Origin of the sequence: Planktothricoides raciborskii GIHE-MW2 (assembly GCF_040564635.1) — a bacterium.
GTDB lineage: Bacteria > Cyanobacteriota > Cyanobacteriia > Cyanobacteriales > Laspinemataceae > Planktothricoides > Planktothricoides raciborskii.
This window is the reverse complement of sequence record NZ_CP159837.1, coordinates 2,820,029-2,839,104: the sequence shown is the minus strand read 5'-3', so window position 1 is coordinate 2,839,104 and position 19,076 is coordinate 2,820,029. Positions and strand designations below refer to the sequence as shown.

At 45.0% G+C, this 19,076-nt stretch carries 14 protein-coding genes; 6 read left to right on the top strand and 8 right to left on the bottom strand.

From position 1 onward, the window contains the following. Positions 1 to 110 precede the first annotated feature (110 nt). Entirely contained in the window at positions 111 to 1,097 is a 987-nt protein-coding gene (locus tag ABWT76_RS12095; RefSeq protein WP_054469638.1) for a Gfo/Idh/MocA family protein, read from the top strand. Positions 1,098 to 1,408: 311 nt separating this feature from the next. After that, positions 1,409 to 1,978: a hypothetical protein gene (locus ABWT76_RS12090; RefSeq protein ID WP_054469622.1), complete on the top strand. Its 570-nt coding sequence runs from the start codon at positions 1,409 to 1,411 to the stop codon at positions 1,976 to 1,978. 159 nt (positions 1,979 to 2,137) lie between these two features. On the opposite strand, the gene ABWT76_RS12085 is transcribed toward ABWT76_RS12090, so the two are convergent. From ABWT76_RS12085 to ABWT76_RS12075, 3 genes are all read right to left on the bottom strand, one after another. After that, the gene (locus ABWT76_RS12085; RefSeq protein ID WP_231636937.1) at positions 2,138 to 3,538 is read right to left on the bottom strand and encodes a pentapeptide repeat-containing protein; all 1,401 of its coding nucleotides are present in this window, start codon (positions 3,536 to 3,538) and stop codon (positions 2,138 to 2,140) included. Between the two features lie 114 nt (positions 3,539 to 3,652). Further along, positions 3,653 to 5,005: a serine/threonine-protein kinase gene (locus tag ABWT76_RS12080; RefSeq protein ID WP_354636178.1), complete on the bottom strand. Its 1,353-nt coding sequence runs from the start codon at positions 5,003 to 5,005 to the stop codon at positions 3,653 to 3,655. 652 nt (positions 5,006 to 5,657) lie between these two features. Continuing rightward, positions 5,658 to 6,203 (bottom strand): hypothetical protein, encoded by a 546-nt coding sequence (locus ABWT76_RS12075; protein WP_354636177.1) that lies wholly within the window; start codon positions 6,201 to 6,203, stop codon positions 5,658 to 5,660. A 58-nt stretch (positions 6,204 to 6,261) separates the two neighbouring features. Here ABWT76_RS12075 and ABWT76_RS12070 point away from each other — a divergent pair, with 58 nt between their 5' ends. Continuing rightward, positions 6,262 to 7,692, top strand: coding sequence for an ATP-binding protein (locus ABWT76_RS12070; RefSeq protein ID WP_354636176.1), 1,431 nt, complete (start codon positions 6,262 to 6,264; stop codon positions 7,690 to 7,692). A 123-nt stretch (positions 7,693 to 7,815) separates the two neighbouring features. On the opposite strand, the gene psbA is transcribed toward ABWT76_RS12070, so the two are convergent. Beyond that, a complete protein-coding gene (gene psbA / locus ABWT76_RS12065) occupies positions 7,816 to 8,898 on the bottom strand; it encodes a photosystem II q(b) protein (RefSeq protein ID WP_054469783.1) in 1,083 nt (360 codons plus the stop codon). Between the two features lie 241 nt (positions 8,899 to 9,139). On the opposite strand from psbA, the gene ABWT76_RS12060 reads away from it, so the two are divergent. The 3 genes from ABWT76_RS12060 (at position 9,140) to ABWT76_RS12050 (ending at position 12,657) form a co-directional block, all read left to right on the top strand. Then, entirely contained in the window at positions 9,140 to 9,664 is a 525-nt protein-coding gene (locus tag ABWT76_RS12060; protein WP_054469784.1) for a GNAT family N-acetyltransferase, read from the top strand. Positions 9,665 to 10,037: 373 nt separating this feature from the next. Then, positions 10,038 to 11,642 (top strand): NB-ARC domain-containing protein, encoded by a 1,605-nt coding sequence (locus ABWT76_RS12055; RefSeq protein ID WP_072160928.1) that lies wholly within the window; start codon positions 10,038 to 10,040, stop codon positions 11,640 to 11,642. Positions 11,643 to 12,435: 793 nt separating this feature from the next. Then, complete coding sequence (locus tag ABWT76_RS12050; protein WP_054469786.1) at positions 12,436 to 12,657, top strand: DUF4327 family protein; 222 nt, start codon at positions 12,436 to 12,438, stop codon at positions 12,655 to 12,657. 327 nt (positions 12,658 to 12,984) lie between these two features. Here ABWT76_RS12050 and ABWT76_RS12045 read toward each other — a convergent pair whose 3' ends face one another. The 4 genes from ABWT76_RS12045 to ABWT76_RS12030 form a co-directional block, all read right to left on the bottom strand. Continuing rightward, positions 12,985 to 14,277 carry an FHA domain-containing serine/threonine-protein kinase gene (locus ABWT76_RS12045; RefSeq protein ID WP_054469787.1) on the bottom strand — a complete coding sequence of 431 codons (1,293 nt, stop codon included), beginning with the start codon at positions 14,275 to 14,277 and terminating at the stop codon, positions 12,985 to 12,987. Between the two features lie 274 nt (positions 14,278 to 14,551). Continuing rightward, positions 14,552 to 16,837, bottom strand: coding sequence for a serine/threonine phosphatase (locus tag ABWT76_RS12040; protein WP_054469788.1), 2,286 nt, complete (start codon positions 16,835 to 16,837; stop codon positions 14,552 to 14,554). Between the two features lie 473 nt (positions 16,838 to 17,310). Further along, a complete protein-coding gene (locus ABWT76_RS12035; RefSeq protein WP_054469789.1) occupies positions 17,311 to 17,697 on the bottom strand; it encodes a hypothetical protein in 387 nt (128 codons plus the stop codon). Positions 17,698 to 17,710: 13 nt separating this feature from the next. Beyond that, positions 17,711 to 18,979, bottom strand: a complete 1,269-nt coding sequence (locus tag ABWT76_RS12030) for an FAD-dependent oxidoreductase (RefSeq protein WP_354636175.1) — start codon at positions 18,977 to 18,979, stop codon at positions 17,711 to 17,713. Positions 18,980 to 19,076 lie beyond the last annotated feature (97 nt).

Genomic DNA, 19,076 nt, shown 5'->3' with positions numbered 1-19,076 from the left:
TCAGACCCGCAAATTAAGGTAGGATCAACATTGTCAAAATTTTTCCTTTCCTGCCGGTGAGTCAGATTTATCCTGCCAACAACAATCAAACACCCTTATTTTTAGATGCGATGACATTACCGATCCGAGTCGGAATGGTCGGAACGGGTTTTACGGCCAAACTGAGAGCTCCGACCCTGCAAGAGGATCCTCGGAGCCAGTTAGTTGCGGTGACGGGTCATACCCCGGAAAAAACCCAGGAGTTTAGCCAGATTTATCAAGCAACGGCGGTCAACTCTTGGCAAGAATTGGTCGATCGCGATGACGTTGACCTGATTATGATTTGCACCATTAATCGGGATCATGGGCCTGTAGCGCGGGCAGCCCTGGAAGCAGGCAAGCACGTCGTCGTGGAATATCCGCTATCTTTGGATCCCCTGGAAGCGGAAACATTGCTGGCATTGGCCGATCGCCAAAGGCGCCTCCTACATATAGAACATATTGAACTGTTGGGCGGAGTACACAATGCCCTGAAAGCATCCTTAGCGGAAGCCGGTGAAGTATTTTATGCCCGTTACGCCACCATTAGCAGCAAAAGACCCGCCCCTCGAAGTTGGACTTATCACCCAGACTTGTTTGGCTTTCCCTTTACCGGCGCCCTTTCTCGCTTACATCGGTTGACGGATATATGGGGCACCGTTGCCACAGTCAGCGCCCAGAGTCAGTTTTGGCCGTCGCCACAGCCGGAGTATTTTACCGCTTGTTTATGTACGGCGCAGTTGCGGTTTACCTGTGGGGCGATCGCCGAATTGATTTATGGCAAAGGGGAAAGATTTTGGAAAGATGAGCGCAAGCTGGAAGTGTATGGCGATCGCGGCACCTTGGTATTTGACGGAGACCAGGGTCAATTATTCCGTGACGCTGACATCACCGAGATCCCCGTGGGTTCTCGACGGGGCTTATTTGCCCAAGATACCACAATGGTCTTAGACCACCTGATCGATGGCACACCTTTATATATAAACGCGATCGATAGTGTATATACCTTAAAAATTGCCGACGCCATCCGAGTAGCGGGCGAAACCGGGCAAGTCGTCTCGATTTCCGCTCCTGAGTAAGTGGGACTAAATGCCCTCACCACTCCCGGCAACAGCGCTAATTTTTGTTGATTTTGTCTATATTTAAGCATAGAAGTAGATTCACCATCACTCACTTGTTATGATCGAATGGAAAGCGCACATATGCGGAAAACCTTGACCCAGAAAAATTCTTAGACGTGGCAGCACTCACCTGCGTTTGACTCCCTAGGAAAATCACAGAGTCAAGGAGTCACCTCATCAAAATTGGTCTGGACTGATTTTTGATGAAAATACTCCAGCGGATTTGAGTTAAAATTTATGTTTTGATTTAAGAGAAGGACATCTAATATATGGCCGCAACCTTAGAACAGATCGCTAAATATCTTGATAATCGAGGTTGGAATTATGAAGAAGATGAAGAAAACAATCGGATTATCACCGGAGTCCAAGCCGAAAATTTAGACAGTTTTCTGTTAGTGATTCAATTGGATGAAGAGGGAGAATTTTTTAAACTATTTGCTCCCCAAGTTTTATCAGGAATTAGCGATCATCCTTATAAAGAAGCGATTTTACAAACCATGCTTTGTATTTCTTGGGAAACCAAGATGCTTCAGTGGGAATACGATCCCTCTGATGGCGAAATTCGGGCGATCGTCGAGTTTCCTTTGGAAGATGCCCCATTAACAGAAAGACAATTTAATCGGTGCTTAAGTGGACTAATTCAGATTGTAGATGATATTGCCATGCCCCGACTCACTGCCGTAATGAACACTGGTCACGATCCGGGCAATGAAGATATTGGTGAGCGGCTATTGTTAACCCTACAAGAAGAAGCACCGGGACTTTTAAACTTATTAGAAAAAGCGATGGAAGCCCGCAAAAAAAGGGGAATTTTTCCGTCGGATCACTCAACGTTTTAAATAAATATGCGGGCAAATATGCGGGGCAAATATGCGGGGCAGAACCCCCCCAATGGAAGCTGGAAAACAAAGGCAAATTTTTCTATCTGACCACAATATTGCATTCAAGCAATATCCGGGGCGGAGGAAAAACTCCGCCCGTTTAGTTTATCGGCTAGTTTATCGGCCTAATTTGTTAGGAATTCCCTCACAGCCGCCAGGGATAGTCGAACGAGTTTTCGACCCGCCCCACGCACAACAATAATATCGTTGAGCATCGGATAGTCGCTGAACATTAGTCATGTCTGCATTTTCGATCACCGCGCCAGTAAATTCTCCGGTTTTATAGTTGGGCGGGTCGGTGCGATTGCGCGGGGATGCGGTTTCCGCTTTGCCGTAAAATAAGCGAGTCCCCATTAAATCCGCACCAGCAAGGTTGGCTTCATACAAAATTGTGCGAGAAAGATTGGCTTTTACCAGATCGCAGTTTTTCAGATTCGCCCGGACGAGATTGGCTTCGCTTAACTCAGTCCAGCGCAAATCTGTCCCCGCTAGGTCAGCCCCCGCTAACATCACCCCTAAGTAGATGACACGGACGCCATAAGCCCGATCTTCCGCATAGCCCCCATCCCCATCGAGGATCGGACGACCGAGATGGCGATCGCGTTGTAGGGGAGTGAGTAATTTAGACTGGGATAAAAACCGGATAATTTTGGCTTTGCCTTCCGAGTCAACGCTGCCGAGAATTGCCGCCGTTCTGCCCTCAGCGATCGCCCGTTCTTGTGGCCAATCTTCTAGCAACCCCTCATCACTCAACGCCAAATCAGACACCCCTTGAAAATAGGCATCAATGGTTTGCTGTTGCGTTATCCGGTTTTGCTGAATCGTCAACTCCTTGGAAATCACATATTGACGCCAAGCCACATAAACCGCAATGATGGCAATTAAAATTTGCCCCAAGGCACCCACCACTTCCCCGACGGCGCCAATCGCCTCCCAATTAATGTGGATATTGCGAGAATCCGGTACTTGATTCGCCCCACTGAGCATTAATAAACCAACAATCCCGGCAATTAAGCCCAAGCAAGACACCACAATAGCTCGCCAACTCTCTGGCACCAACTGCACCCAGATTTTGCCCCAATTGGGCAAAATAATCCGCAAGGAAACCGCCAATGTGACCAGGGCACCCATAAACCCGATCCAGGCATTATCAATGGCTAACCCCAAAACCATTAAAGTAATTGACCCCAGGATCACCACCCCTGGATTGAGGTTAAGTAGCGCTACATTTTTGATGTTAATTTCAAGGTTTGAGGGATTCGTCTGGGTTAAAGTATAGTCGTTTTCTAATGAAACGTTGACTGGCAAAGAGGCTACTTTTTCTTCCATCATAGTTTCGCCACTGAAACTGGAAAAATTTTCCCCAGGTTCAGACCCATTACTCTCAGAAATGTCGGAACTGTGGGAGTTATTTGAGTTGGTGACACCACCCGTTGATTGACTCACATACTGGTTTTGGTTTTCCGGCATCCCAGAAGAGTTCAACCTAGACTGAGTGGAATTTGGATCGCTGCTCATAAAATAATTGATCTTAATAGGTCTGCTGGACAAATGTTGTTTTATGGATTGGGAATGCTGTTCGCAGATAAGACTGACTTCATTTGTCTGGCAACAATTAAATAACGTTACCTTTTAAAGGATGCACTCCTCAACTCTCGCCGCCAAAAATGGCCAAAAACGTCCCCGTCGCCCCCAACTGGGTAAATGTCCCGTCGGGGCTTCATGGTTAAACTTTAACTCGGAATAGGGCAACCAGGATTTGCCAACACGCCATCCGACGCGATCACTGAAGGTTTGGTAATTTTGTTTCACCTCAGCCCAAATCTGATTTTGCACGCTAAAGCCAAAACGACCATTGCTTGATTCTAGCCATAGTTGGTTCAGAATGCGTAAATCCCGACAGGGGAAGTTTTTCAGGTGGTGGGCATTCAATTTCCCCTGTTCTTCTTGCCCGGATATCGCCAGCATGATCGCTTCGGTTTCGCGATCGGCTTCTTGCCACTGACCGGCAGCGAGTAATGCTTGCAGTTTGCCATAGTCCATGCCCACAGCGGATCCCCAGGGATTTGTCTGCTGGGCTGTTGGTTTCTCGGTAGTTTCGTTTTCCTCGGTGGCAGTGGCGATATTGCTCCGCAACGCGATCGCGATCACTTCAGTTGGCAGATCATAGCCCAAAAGTTTTAACCATTCAGCGACGGACTGGGGACGATTTTCTGGCTGGAATTCTAAACCTTTGAGAATTGCCTCATTGACTGTATCGCTAATTTGCGGATTATATTTTTTTGGGGGAACTAAAGGATCGGTTTGATGCTTGAATATCTCCCGATCTCTTGAGGTGGCAGAGGCGGGAATTTTTGCGGTTAATAGCGTATATAAGGTGGCAGCTAATCCATAGACATCGGTATAAGCCCCTCTGAGCGATCGCCAATCATACTGCTCAATCGGTGCAAATCCTCTGGAACCATACTCAGGATGAATGTCTATTTGCTGTTCCTGAAATTCTTGAACAAAGCCAAAATCAATTAGTACCGCATCAGACCTTTCTTGGCGAATTAAAATATTCAGAGGTTTGATATCTCGATGTAAAAATCCTTGCTGGTGAATCTGATGCAATGCTTCACCGATTTGATAAATATAGAAGAGTGCTTGGGATTCTGCCAATGGCCCTTGGTCTTCAACCATCGTAGCCAAGTCCATGCCCTCCACATATTCCATCACCATACACCAGTTCGGGTCTTGCTGGATCAACTCCTTCACCTGAACAATACTCGGATGATGACACTGAGATAAAAATTCCGCCTCTTTGATTAAAAGTTCCCGATACTTGGCTGCTTTTGCGGCTACCAATCCTTTCAGGTTCAACACTTTAATCGCTACGCGATCGCCCCTAGGATCCCTAGCGCGATACGTCACCCCAAACCCCCCTTCTCCGAGGATTTCTTCAATAATATAGTTTTGTAGTCTGTCCCCAGGCTTCCATTGCATAATTTTCGGCTCGATTCGTTATATTCACATCACCTTCAATTATAATTCGCTGGTTTCATATACGTAGCGCGATCGCCGTGCTTAGTCAAATATCTGAAAATTAAAGATAGCTGTGGGTGGAACAAGATTTAACCAATTTCTGTATAGTGGATGATTTACTGTTTGCGGGAATTCCTCAAAGTGATATTGTTTACCAAAATTTATGCAACAATAAGTATTTATATTGTAGGGTGGGCAAAAATCCACCATCATATTTGTTAGGGTGGGTAAAAGTTTTTGCCCACCCTAAGAATGTTAGGGGCTGTTGGATTAATTTTTGTAAATGGTATGATATTGTTTTAGGTTTCCATCATCCCAGTAAACGACCTTTGAGAGAATTTGCCACAGCTTAATTTTATAGATCATAATCTCAATGGCCACGCAATGGTTTTCTTTGGGTTTTTGGAAATCAAGGATGGCTCTATCTCATGCCAATTCTTTTTGTGACTTTTGCACAAATGGAATTGTCAATCAATATTCTCTGATTTTTTCCAGGATTATTCTGCTACTGGGTAGGAGTGACGCGATCGCGCCCCCAAAAACACAGAAACCGGGTTTTTTCAAAAAAACCCGGTTTCTTCTTGCCTGGGAAATTCAAAATAATGCAATGCCATTATTTTTTTTTTTCGTAATATTCAACAACAGCCCAACCAAGAGTTTCAGTCACAGAAGCAGCAGTAACCATATTAGCTGCATTTCCTATTCCAGGAGCATATTTGATGATAGCATTACATGTCTCAACTCCTATAAAAGCGGATACATTTGTAGTTATTAGAGACATAGCGGCAGCTTTATCGATACTTTCTCCGAACTCAGCCGCCAATTCAATTTTCATATTGAGTTGAACAGCACCAATCACCCAGCGGTCTCCCGGAATTTGGGCAGTGGCAAACCCAACGGCTGTAGCTTCTGTCGCTGCTACATGAATAATAGTATGTAAACGTGCTCTGCGACTAGGCATAAAATGTTTCAGATGATTAATGATCATCAAAATCATAAAATTATGCTCCTTGAATCTGCTTTTGATCGTTTCCCCAATTTTTTTTTGTAATATGTATAATTTACAAATATAATACACTAAATTTAGTACCCAAATTTTCCAAGTAACCTGAAAAAAATTAGTAAGATTTAGTAGGATTTGGTTTCCAATGATTGACAAAGTAGGATTTGGTAGGATATAGTTATTTATTTAAGATTAAGTCTCTGTATTTTTACTGATGAAAAATATTGAAGAAGTGTTAGAGTGGGCTGAAAAGCTGATCCTTGAGAAAACAGGCGAACCTCTCAAGCCGATAGAGGAAGCCATACTCAAGGGTGTGTGGTCAGGAAAAAAATATGCTCAAATTGCTAAAGAATATAATAATTGTCGTGTATCTCACGTTAAGAAAGAAGCCGCTAAGTTATGGGATAAGCTGCGGGATGAGTTAGGAGAAGACCTGAAGAAATATAATTTTCGTTCCAAGGTAGAGAAAAGAAATAGGGTTTCTCCATGTTCTCAATCAGGTCACTGTTTAGTACAAGTTGATAATGTGAATATTGGAGGTGAATTCATACAAACGATAAAAGATGATCGATCGCCCTCTTCTCCTGAATCTTCCCCCGACTCTTCTCCTAACTCTTCCCCCACCCAAAATTCCTCACCCATTATTGACTTAACCGACGCTCCAGACCTCAGCGAATTTTACAACCGCACCACCGAAATAAATACCCTCAAACAGTGGATCTTAAAAGACCAGATCCGCTTAATCACCATCTATGGATTAAGTGGCATTGGCAAAAGCTTACTAACCAGGCAACTCATCGAACAAATCAAGCCTGAATTTGACTATATTATTTGGAAAAGTCTCACAGAAACTCCCACCCTTTCCTGCCTAAAAAACCAACTACAACAATTTTTTGCCCAGTCACAAAATCCCCCATTACCCACAATAATTGATTACTTTCGTAACTCGCGCTGTTTAGTCATACTGGATGACCTGCAAAATCTTTTTCAAAGCGGGTTCCTTGCCGGTCAATACTTAACCGAACATAAAGACTATGGCCAATTTTGGCAACAAATCGCCAAAAACCATCATCAAAGTTCCGTGATTCTCCTGAGTTGGGAAAAACCCAGAGAAATCGCCACTTTACAAGGCGAAAAACAATCCACCCGCACTTTAAACCTCAAAGGATTATCAGCGGATGCTGAGGAAATTTTGAAAGAACACGGATTAACCGACTCAGAAAAATGGCCAGAATTAATCAACCTATACCAAGGTCATCCCACCTGGTTAAATATCATCGCCTCAACGATATTAGAACTATTTGATGGTAGCGTTTCCTTATTTTTAGCCGACCAAGAGGAGATATTTATCGGCGACTTATCCCCCATTCTCGAATCTCACTTAGACCGTTTATCGGAGTTAGAAAAAAAAGTCATATCCACGTTTTCAGAATATGAATCGGTAGATATTTCTCAAGCATCTGGATTACGGGAATTTGCCAAATCAGAATTAACCGAAGCCATGCAATCTTTAGGCAGACGGGGCTTAGTCGAAAAAGTGACCACAGGAGGGCGATCGCGCTTTCTGCTAAATCCTGTATTTAATACATCCTCAAATCATTATGAAATTTTAATAACCACCAAGACACAAAGAACACAAAGATGATTCTTGATTTCCTTTGTGTTCTTCGTGTCGAAAGTGGTAAAAATAGCCCTTCACAATATTTAAACAACAAAAAACGCCCCCCTTTTCAGGAGAGCGTTTTTTATTTATTTAGTTAGCTAAGAATTAGCCATTGATTTGAGGAGCACTCAAAGCCACAGGAGCAGCTTCACCAGCAGCCAAATCTAAGGGGAAGTTGTGAGCGTTGCGCTCGTGCATCACTTCCATACCCAAGTTAGCGCGGTTGATCACATCAGCCCAGGTATTGATGACGCGACCTTGAGAATCAACAATGGATTGGTTGAAGTTGAAACCGTTCAGGTTGAAGGCCATCGTGGACACACCCAGAGCGGTGAACCAGATACCGATAACAGGCCATGCACCCAAGAAGAAGTGCAGAGAGCGGCTGTTGTTGAAGGAAGCGTATTGGAAGATCAAACGACCAAAGTAACCGTGAGCGGCAACGATGTTGTAGGTTTCTTCTTCTTGACCGAACTTGTAACCATAGTTTTGAGATTCAACTTCGGTGGTTTCACGAACCAAGGAAGAAGTCACCAAAGAACCGTGCATAGCGGAGAACAGAGCGCCACCGAACACACCGGCCACACCTAACATATGGAAGGGGTGCATCAGGATGTTGTGTTCAGCTTGGAATACCAACATAAAGTTGAAGGTTCCAGAGATACCCAGAGGCATACCATCGGAGAAAGAACCTTGACCGATGGGGTAGATCAGGAACACGGCGCTGGCAGCAGCCACAGGAGCGCTGTAAGCGACGCAGATCCAAGGACGCATACCCAAGCGGTAGGATAATTCCCACTCACGACCCATGTAGCAGAAGATGCCGATCAGGAAGTGGAAAATCACTAACTGGTATGGGCCACCATTGTACAGCCACTCATCGAGAGAAGCAGCTTCCCAAATGGGGTAGAAGTGCAGACCGATCGCATTGCTGGAAGGAACAACGGCACCAGAGATGATGTTGTTGCCTAACAGTAAGGAACCAGCCACGGGTTCGCGGATCCCGTCAATGTCCACTGGAGGAGCAGCGACGAAAGCAATGATGTAGCAGATGGTTGCGGTCAAAAGGGTGGGGATCATCAGGACGCCGAACCAGCCTACATACAGGCGGTTGTCGGTGCTTGTGACCCAGGAGCAGAAGCGCTGCCACAGAGAAGCGCTTTCGCGTTGTTGGAGAGTAGTAGTCATTTGCTTTATGAGTGCTATGTAGTTTTCAATGTTCGGATGATGTTTATAGATTAACCGGATTGTTAAGCTTTGTAAAGGGGTTTAACAAATATTTATTTTAATCAGTGTCATAAGCGTGGATTATCAGTGTTAAGGGCGGCAAGAGGCAATTAGGGAGGCAATTGATTTCCTGTTGGTCTGGATTTGAAATAGCCCTCACTTCTGATATGGTAATCACCGACTTAAACCCGGACGGCAGTTTATGACCATCAGATTAGCAACAGAATCCGATTTACCCACAATTGTGAACATTTATAATGCCAGTATTCCCGAAAGAATGGCCACAGCGGATCTCACTCCCGTATCCGTTGCATCCCGTCGAGATTGGTTTTTGGCGCATAATCCTCAGAAATATCCGATTTTCGTAAAAGTGAAGCACGATCTAGTCATTGGTTGGCTGAGTTTTCAAGCATTTTATGGTAGACCGGCTTTTCACCCAACCGCAGAAGTCAGTATTTATGTGGTTGCTGAAGCGCAACATCAAGGCATTGGTCAGGAATTACTCGCTTATGGGATTAGCCAATCTCCTCAACTGGGGTTGAAAACTTTATTAGGGTTTATTTTTGGTCATAATCAAGCTTCTTTGAGGTTGTTTGAGAAATTCGGCTTTGAACGTTGGGGTCATTTACCCCAGGTGGCAGAGTTGGATGGGGTGGAAAGAGATGTAGTAATTCTGGGAAAGCGTTTAGAGGCAGCGGATAGAAGATGGGCAGCGCATAGAAGATAAGGATAAGTGAGAAAATGGCGGGGAAATTGAGCGCGATTCGGGGCGGAATTGGGATCATATATGCTGGATGCTGATGTGAGTTTGGGCGGTTAATCTGTCTGCGATCGCGTTGAAGACTTGTTGAGGCAGGAATGCACTAATTAGCCGGTGTGGTGGGTTTCTGGAAAATTTGCCTGAGACTTGATCTCACTGGGAAATGTGAGATTAAGCAGTCCGTAGTTTAGAAAATTAGCGGCGATGACAAAAGTGAGGTAATGTAATGGGAGAGAAATTAGAACTCACATATTCTCGGTACAGGTGATATATTGGCGGTCTGCCTATCCCTGCCGAAACATTATTCGTACCAAATACATTAAGTAAGTAGAGAACTGCTGTGATTCCTCAAGATTTTCTCAAAGCTGTGGCGGCTGAACACAGTGTGTCGGAGTCAGAGTTAGAGGTGCTGTCTCATGCTTTGGCTGGTGAAACGATTACGGCGATCGCCACTAACTTAGAGATCCGCGCCGAAGCAGTACGCAAACGCTTGGGCGAGGTATATAAGAAATTTCATATTGGTGGGGCAGGTCCGGGAAAAATGGCTAAGTTGCAACAGATTTTAGTCACCCAGTATCAAGACCATCAAGCCCTTATGGTAATGCAAACTTCTGGGGATGAGCTTTCTTTGTTGATGGAAGATACGACGAAACCTCGGCAAGATTGGGGGGAAGCCCCAGATGTGTCAATTTTTTATGGTCGGACTGAGGAATTGGGGACTTTAGAAGATTGGATTTTGTCTCAAGAATGCCGTGTGGTGGCCTTGGTTGGCATGGCAGGAATTGGCAAAACCGCTTTATCGGTGAAGTTAGCCCACCAACTTAAGGATCATTTTGATTATTTGATTTGGCGATCGCTCCGTCATGCCCCTTCGTTGCAAGATTTATTAGATAATCTGCTGAAATTTCTCTATCGCCGACCTTTTAACTATCCCCTCACTGAAATTAACGATAAAATTAGCTTTCTTGTGGCCTATCTCCGCAAATATCGCTGTCTGTTAGTGCTTGATAGTGCGGAAACGATTCTGCAAAGTGGCTCTTTGGCGGCACAATATGCCCCTGGATATCAGGAGTATGGTGAGTTTTTTCGCCGTCTGGGGGAAGAACCCCATAAAAGCTGTCTGCTGATTACCAGTCAGGAAAAACCCAAGGAAATTGCTCTATTGGAAGGCAAAACCATGCCGGGGCGATCGCTGGCTTTGTCAGACTTACAAACCCCCCAAGCCCGGAAAATTTTCCAAGAAAAAAGTCTGGCCGAACCAGGAAAATGGGATTCTCTGATTTCCCTGTATCGAGGCAACCCTCTGGCGCTGAAAATTGTGGCCACCACCATTCAAGATTTATTTGGCGGTCAGGTTGCGGAATTTCTCAAACACAATACCCTGGTCTTTGGGCAGATTAGCGGTTTAGTAGCGACACAGTGCGATCGCCTCTCTCTTTTAGAAAAGGAAATTCTGCAATGGTTAGCCATTGAACGTCAGCCCGTTTCTTTGGCCAAACTGCGGGAAAATATGATCCTGCCAGTGTCCCAACGGGAATTACTCGAAGCAGTCGCTTCCCTGGGACAGCGATCGCTCATTGAAAAACATCCCGATCGCGAGGAAGCGGTGTTTTCCCTTCAACCTTTATTAATGGAATATGTCACCAGCCAAATTATTGACCAAGTATCCGCCGAAATTCGGGAAGTGTTCCGCACCAAAAAAACCGAGAAATTAGTTCTGTTGCGGAGTCATGTCCTCGTTCAGCCTCAAGCCCCAGCCGCCGTGAAAGCCGATCAAATCACTGATATTCTCACGCCGATTCAAGATCGACTGCGGCGAACCTTTAGAAGTGAAAGCAGAATTACCGAATATTTGACCCAAATTCAAACTCTCCTGCAAGGGGAACCAGAACTAGAGGTAGGATATGCAGCCCAAAACGTGCAACTGTTGTTAGGGCTTAATTGATGGTTGATGGTTGATGGTTGTTGGTTGTTGGCTGGGGAACGGGGAACGGGAAACGGGGAGCAGAGGAGCAGAGGTTCCGCCAATCGAGCAGGAGTGCGCCACGCCTGCCCTGGGGGTGCGGGGGAGAGCATGGGCGCAAGCCGCCGCGCCCCTACATCTCATCTCCTTTGCCCCTCATCTCCTCATATCCTCATCGCCCCCGCACCATCCGCACCATCCGCTCCCCCACTTCCGCACACTCCACACCCCGTTCCCTTAACCAACCAATAACCAATAAATAATAGTCGATAACTGATAGTTGATAGCTGATAATTGAGAAAATTATAGATTCTTTAAGAAATATTAAAATTTTAAATATAAATTTCCCCCAAAAAAGCGATCGCTTTCCCGGAGAAGTGGTAATATATATTTCAGAGATTGGGGCGTTCGTACCAATCAAAAATTGTTTCAGATCCAAAAAGGAATACAGGCTAATAGGCGCGAGCCGTAACCTTATAGAGATGACAGTGATGAAACGCTCAATCAAAATCTCAACCCATCCTTAAAGCTTAATTAGCTTTAATCAACCCGGTCAAAATTAGCGGACGTGAGGTTGATTAATCCGGATGTGGCTAGGCACCTAGTGAAAACTAGATGTCAGATGGTTAGTACACCATCAACAAATTTCCTAAATCTACCGAACGGTAGGATAAAAAAATAAGCTTCCCGTCTGTAAACCATCTACGAATATGCAAAAACGAAGGTGGGGAAGCGATTGTTGACATGAAGATTCACAAAATTAAATTGAGGTATTATGATCCAGAAGGTTGCTCACCCGATGGTGAAGTTTCAACGTCAGGTGCGATCGTTAGTAGAATCCAACGTTATCAAACCATCCGATAGCCTGTGGAAAATTGCCTTTCTGTATCGTGACGATTGGTCTCACTGGAAAAAAGAACTCGAAGAATTTGACTTCACAATGAGAGATCCGATTAGCGAATTACTGGCTGTCGAAACCTGGGAAGAAGATGAATAAAGGCTTTCAACGAATCAAAACTGAAATTATTTAATCAAAAATTGTCCAATGATTTCGATTAATTCAATTGCCAAAACTTGCGGATATGATTCACGCGCCGCTACGGGATATTAATCGGATGCAATTTCACTAAAAAATAGACCCTGAAACGTTATGCAATGTTAACGTTTCAGGTCTGAAAAAATGTCCGACAAATGTCAAATAAAACTGATTTGCGCCGAGGTTTTTTTGGCATTAGATGGGTGATTATTGAGTTACTCAGGAATAATAACCAATAACCAATAACGAATAACCAATAACCAACAACCAATAACTAATAAAAACCAGCTAAGAAATTGTTGACAAAAAATCAGCTAATGCTTGGGAAAGTTCTACTGCTGTTTGATAGCGATCGCTCGGTTTTGGTTCCGTAGCGCGATCAATTACTGCTCTTAATTCCGTAGGAATTCTGGGATCGCCGTCCAAATTAAACCGATAACCTTGTCCTTTTAATTGCACAAATTTTTGGGGACTTTCCCCAGTAAGCAAAAAAATTAACGTCGCCCCAACTCCATAGAGGTCTGACTGAGTAAGCGGTTCGCCTCGATTTTGTTCGGGGGCGGTATAATCTGGTGCGCCAATACAAGTGCCTAACGGCGTACCAATTTCTTTAACGGCGCCGAAATCAAGCACCACGATCCGACGATCCAAAGTCCGCACCATCAAATTTGCCGGTTTAATATCCCGGTGAACTACTGGTGGATCTTGATTATGCAAATAATCAAGCACTTCACAGGTTTGAATCATCCAGGAAATTGCCTGATGCATCACCACTGGACCTTTGGCAAAGACAATTTTTTCTAAGTCCTGGCCGTGGATCATTTCCATGACCAGGCATTTTTTGCCATCTTCTACAAAAAAGTCAAAAAACTGAGGAATTCCTGAATGATTTAAAGAGGATAAAACCCGGGCTTCTCGCTCAAATAATTCTTGCGCCTTGAGAATTTTGGTCATATCCGCATTCATTTCTTTCAGGACAAGCAACTGGCGACTGGGGACTAACCCCTCGACTTTTTTCACGGTTAAATAGGTGGTTCCCATGCCCCCAATGCCCAAAGTTCGCAAGATTTGATAATTGCGAATGGTTCTTTCCACATGGAGGGGTTCTCCGCAGTGAATACAAAATAAGTTGTTTGGGGGGTTATCCTGGTGGGTGCAAACTTTTAGGGGTGCAGGGAGGGGAATTTCTGGGTTAACGGTTGCGCCCGCTGCCGCTGTCACAGCAGCATTAGACCCTGGAGATTTATCTAGGGTAAATCGCAGCAGTGGGCCGTTTTTGGCCAGTTGAATCAGTGCCCCATGATTGAGGGTGGCGATAGTGACTAGGGTGCCATTGATAAAAGTGCCATTGGTGCCGTGACTGATTAGCTGCCAAGTTTCATCAATTCCAGAACCAATCCCAGAAGCAATCCCAGAACTCTCGATTTTCTTGAGTTCTAAATGCTGTCGAGAAACAACCGGGTTGTCAATGACTACATCATTATCTGGAGAACGGCCTATTCGCACGCTTTCAGTTCCCTCAAAGTGCCACTCAGCAACCAAGGTCTTGTTTTGCAGGTCTAACAATGCCAGGTTAACCACGTCGGAATGTCCTCAAAGAATTTGAATTGCGCGATTATTGGTTTACAGCGGTTTTCTTTCTTACTTAACCACGGTAGGGCGTGATCTTGAGCGTATTCAGATTAATATTTTCAGCAGTAGGGGCGTGATCTTTCCGGCAATCCATTTAATATTCTAAGCAATAATTTATCTACCGGAATGCTTCGCCCTTGTACGGGCGAATGGCCATTCGCCCCTACGGAATGGTTCGCCCCTACAGGTATTTGTGATTTACTCGCGGAGAAAATTGCTGTAACTATTGTTGTACCATTGCCCGAATCGCGATCGCCGTAATATTGTCGTGACCATTGTAGTCATTGGCTAAGGCGATTAAATCTTTGACCCCTTGGTTGAGGTCGATGTCTGAATTGAGTAAGGGCTCTAGATGAGTGGAAATATGATTTTCTAGTAAGTCATTATCGGTGAGACCATCAGAGGCGAGGATAAATAAAGAGTTTTCTTCTATGGGAAAAAACTGGATATCCGGTTGCACAAAATTTTCTGGACGAGGGCCAAGGGCTTGAGTCAGTTGGTAGGCATCTGGGCGACTATAGGCGATTTCTGGGTCAATTCCCCGTTGAATTTCCCGCTGCCCTACTTCATGATCGACGGTGAGTTGTTGCAGACCTTGAGTTTTGGTGAGTCGGTAAAGGCGACTATCTCCGACATGGGCGACGGCGATTTGATTTTGGTTGACTAAAGCCATGACTAAGGTGGTGCCCATGCGACCACTGCCGCTGCGGACTTCGGCTTGGTTGAGGTCGTAGATGGCTTGATTGGCTTCTATGATGGCAGCGCGAATGGTGGCTTCGTCGGGCAGGGTGAGTGGATCTTGCCAGTGAGTGGCAAAGTATTCTTGTAGGGTTTTGACCGCTTGGGCGCTGGCTACTTCACCGCCCTCATGTCCACCCATGCCATCACAAACAATATAGATGCCCCGGAATTGGAGAGAGCGATCGCGCGAGGTTTGGGATTTGAATATGTCCGTTTTGATGGCAAAGTCATCTTCATTGTGATTCCGTTGCTGACCGACATCAGTGGCGCCGATCGCTTCTAAATTCCTTAAGCCTTCAGTCATTACGTTCGCGTAGCGTTGCGGATGCAACATCGTCGAGAGGTCATCTCCGTGGCTGAGTTCAGCGTTATCATGCCTGGGATGGGCGATCGCGTAGCGTTGCGGATGCAACATCGCGGTAGCGTTGCGTCCGCTAACTGCCTGAATCGTGGCTAATAATTTATCAGCGGTGAAAATATTTTCGTTGACGACATCATTCACAACACATTTCACATCTTGGATGATTTCTGGATGATTTGATGCTGAATCGTTGCTATCGATGGGCAATAGTTGTTGCCAAATTTTGCCTAACTCTGCCAATGTTGGGGCGGTAGTGGCATCTCCATAGAGTCGTTGCAGACGTAACCCCCCACTAATTTGATCCACTAATAAATTCTCGATGTTCAGCAGACTTTGACGACATTTCAACGGGGTCAAGACCTGCCATAATTGGGTCATTTGTTGAAACCATTGGATGAATGGCTGTAAATCTAAAGGTTCTACCTGGGTGAGTTGATGACATTGGTCAATTAAACGAGGGAAGTTTGAGCGGTCTTCAATTAGTAAAATGGAATGGTCTTGATTTTCCCAAGCATCATGGATTAAGGGAATTATGGGCGCCCATTGGTTGCGAAGCCGCAAGTAGGGCTGTGCGATCGCGGGAATCAAGTTGATCGAGGGTTGCATCACTGTAGTAGAACCAGACCTTGAGGCAGTTGATGAGGCGGAAATTGAAGTTAACAAGGGAGAAACTTGTAAGGGTTGACAATCTAATACACAACCTTGCCAGTCACCGGATTTCGTCTTTTCGCTGATTTGAGAAATCAACTGATACCGCTGTTGATCGTCTAAATAGTCCCCAGGGGCCATAGAAAAATCCGGTTTGCTGGTTGCTGGAGTTTCTGGGGCTGGAGTTTCTAGGGCTGGAGTTTCTGTGGCTGGAGTTTCTGTGGCTGGAGTCTGTGGGGTCAAGACATCTTCAACCACAGTTTCCACAACCGTTTCTGCGGCTTCTACCACAACAGCCGCAGCCATTGTATCTTCTGTCTCTTCTATATTAGTCGAGGGTTCTGCCTCAATTGGTTTTGTCCCTTCATCAGGTTGACCGATTTCTGTCACCACCTGAGACGCTTGAGTATTTTCCGCTTCTTCAAAAGAACTCAGTACATCGATTTTGTTGGTTTCAGAGGAGATGTCCGTCTGATTAAGAATCGGTGGGTTAATGGCAAAGATTTCCTCAGTCTCTACTTGCGTAGATTGATCTTCTAGTGAAACTTCCTCCCGGGGAGTGATTGCACCAGTTTTGGGCAGAATAATGCCCCACAAAGTTTTGCCCGTCTTGGCGCCACAATGATCGCAAGTCAAGGCGCTGAGTGAAATCTGAGTGCCACATTCCGAGCACGCTTTTTGGGTAAGGGAAATGCCACACTTTTGGCAAAACTTATGGTTAATGGGATTTGTATATTGACATTTGGGACAGACCAGCATGGGATTCAGTAGTAATTCAGTATGAGGATTAGTTTATGGTTCTTGAGACGGAAAAGGTATCTGGGAGGTTATGCAAATTCTAACCTAAGCACCTGCTTTTAGCGGGATTTTTAGCGGGATTTTTAGCGGGATGATTTTGCTGAATACTCAGGATCGAGGGGCGATCGCGTTGCCTGATGCCCTCTGGATTCAAGGAAATGATCCTGCGATCGCGCCCTCTCTCCACTTAAAGGCGATCGTCCCGTAGCGTTCCGCAGTAAATTGCTCGTAGGTAGCTTACAAACCTGTTATTTACAGCGCTCTTCTGTTAAGTAAACCACACAACCTGTAGGGGTGATTCCCGAATCACCCCTACAGAGGCGATTCCCGAATCGCTTCTACATACATATTTTGTCTGTAGTTGATCAGAAAGAAAACGTTTGTAAGGTTTGTTGGATATGTTTCTGAAAAGCCAAAAGCCCACCATCATTATCCTAACGCTGTCTAAAAGTAGGCAAGCTTTCTAATTCCATCACATTCCCCCCTTGATAAGTGACTGAATAACCAAACATTTGATCTGCTTTTGCCCATCCAGGTGGATGACCAAAATCAATAGTCCAAAGTGACTCAACAATTCGGTAAATGTTGTAATCACCTTGCCCAACTTCTCGTTCAGCTTTGTAGTCTAGAACTCGGACTAAATGGGTGACATATCCCTTTTGTCTGAGTAAAATAAGATCGTCTTTTTCAGGTTTATTGGCATTAGGTTCATTATCTTTCCACTCCAGCTTGAATAAATGATAAGCTTTAAACTCTGAGTAAGCCCAAGCACCATCAGCCCGTCTGATGTTTTTAGTCCACTTTAGATTCGTTAAAGGCATCACTTTTTACCTCTCACTCTAAGGGTTCAACTAGGGACAAACCCAACATTTTCAACCCCAATTTTTCAAACCAAGGCACTGCTAAACCCCAGCGCATTTTTGTTAAGAAAAACTTCTCAAAAGCCACTTTACTCCAACTTACCCAGCGACCTTGCAAAGCGACAGCGTTGCGTCGTTTGCCAGTGACAGGATCCGGTAAAACTGGACTGGCAATAAAAGCGATGCCCATATCCCCAAAATCTGCTAAACAAATCGCTTCTAAAGTTGGTTTAACCGGACTTCCGGAAATTTCACCCAATCTTAAAGCAATATTATGGGCTGCCGCCATACCCATTGCTTCAGTCATTTGGCCGGTTTTCGGCACTCCAACGGGAATTGGGGTTGTTTCTGGGGGCTGAATTTGCACCGCTACTCCAGCCGCATAAATTGAGTCAAACTGGGGATGCTGACCCGTCGGCAACACCGGCAAAAAGCCTTTTTCATCTGCCAAACCGGGAAATTTGCGGGCAAAACTTGGCCCTCTAAATGATGGGAATATCATGGCATAATTAAAAGGAATTTCTTGGCGATCGCCTAAAGTAATCTGGTCAGGAAAAATCTGGTCAATGGCGGCATTTTCGATTAAATTAATTTCTCGAATGGCCAGCAAATTTTGCACCAATTCGGCGGAATTCGCCATGCCGCCAACCCCTAAATGACCGGCATAAGGTTCTGGGGTGATCAAAGTAATCGGGATTTCTTGACGTTTGCCCGCTTTTCTTAATACAAAATCGGCTAATAAAGCAAACTCATAAACTGGCCCTAAACAACCCGCCCCAGGCATGGCACCTACTACTAAATGTCCCCGATTTTCCAGAAATTTTACCCAAGCTTGACGGGCAATTTCCGCATGGTGGGGATTACAAACTGACTGGGTATAACCGTTTTCTGGGCCTAAGCCAGGGATAACATCTAAAGCAAGTTCAGCGCCCGTAGCCACGATCGCAAAATCATAGGAAATGATCCGGTCTTTTACCGTGATTTGTTGATTAATTGGATCGAGTTTTGTGACTTGTCCAATGATTAACTCAATCCCTCGATTGGCGATCGCGGTTTTCAGATCGACCTGAACATCTGATAAAGCCGTTAACCCCATTGTCACCCAAGGCAAAGAGGGAATAAAAGTAAATTTAGGAGATGCCGAAATTAACGTAACTTGATGAGAATGAGAAAGTAAATGCCTGAGTTCGTAAGCGGTGGGCAATCCGCCAATTCCTGCACCAATCACGACAATATTCGCCATTTTAAGTAATAACCTCGCTTACGAATCAGCACTAACGCATACATAACACTTGTAGGGGTAGTGCCCCCGTGCCTACCCCGATTTTACACTAATTTTA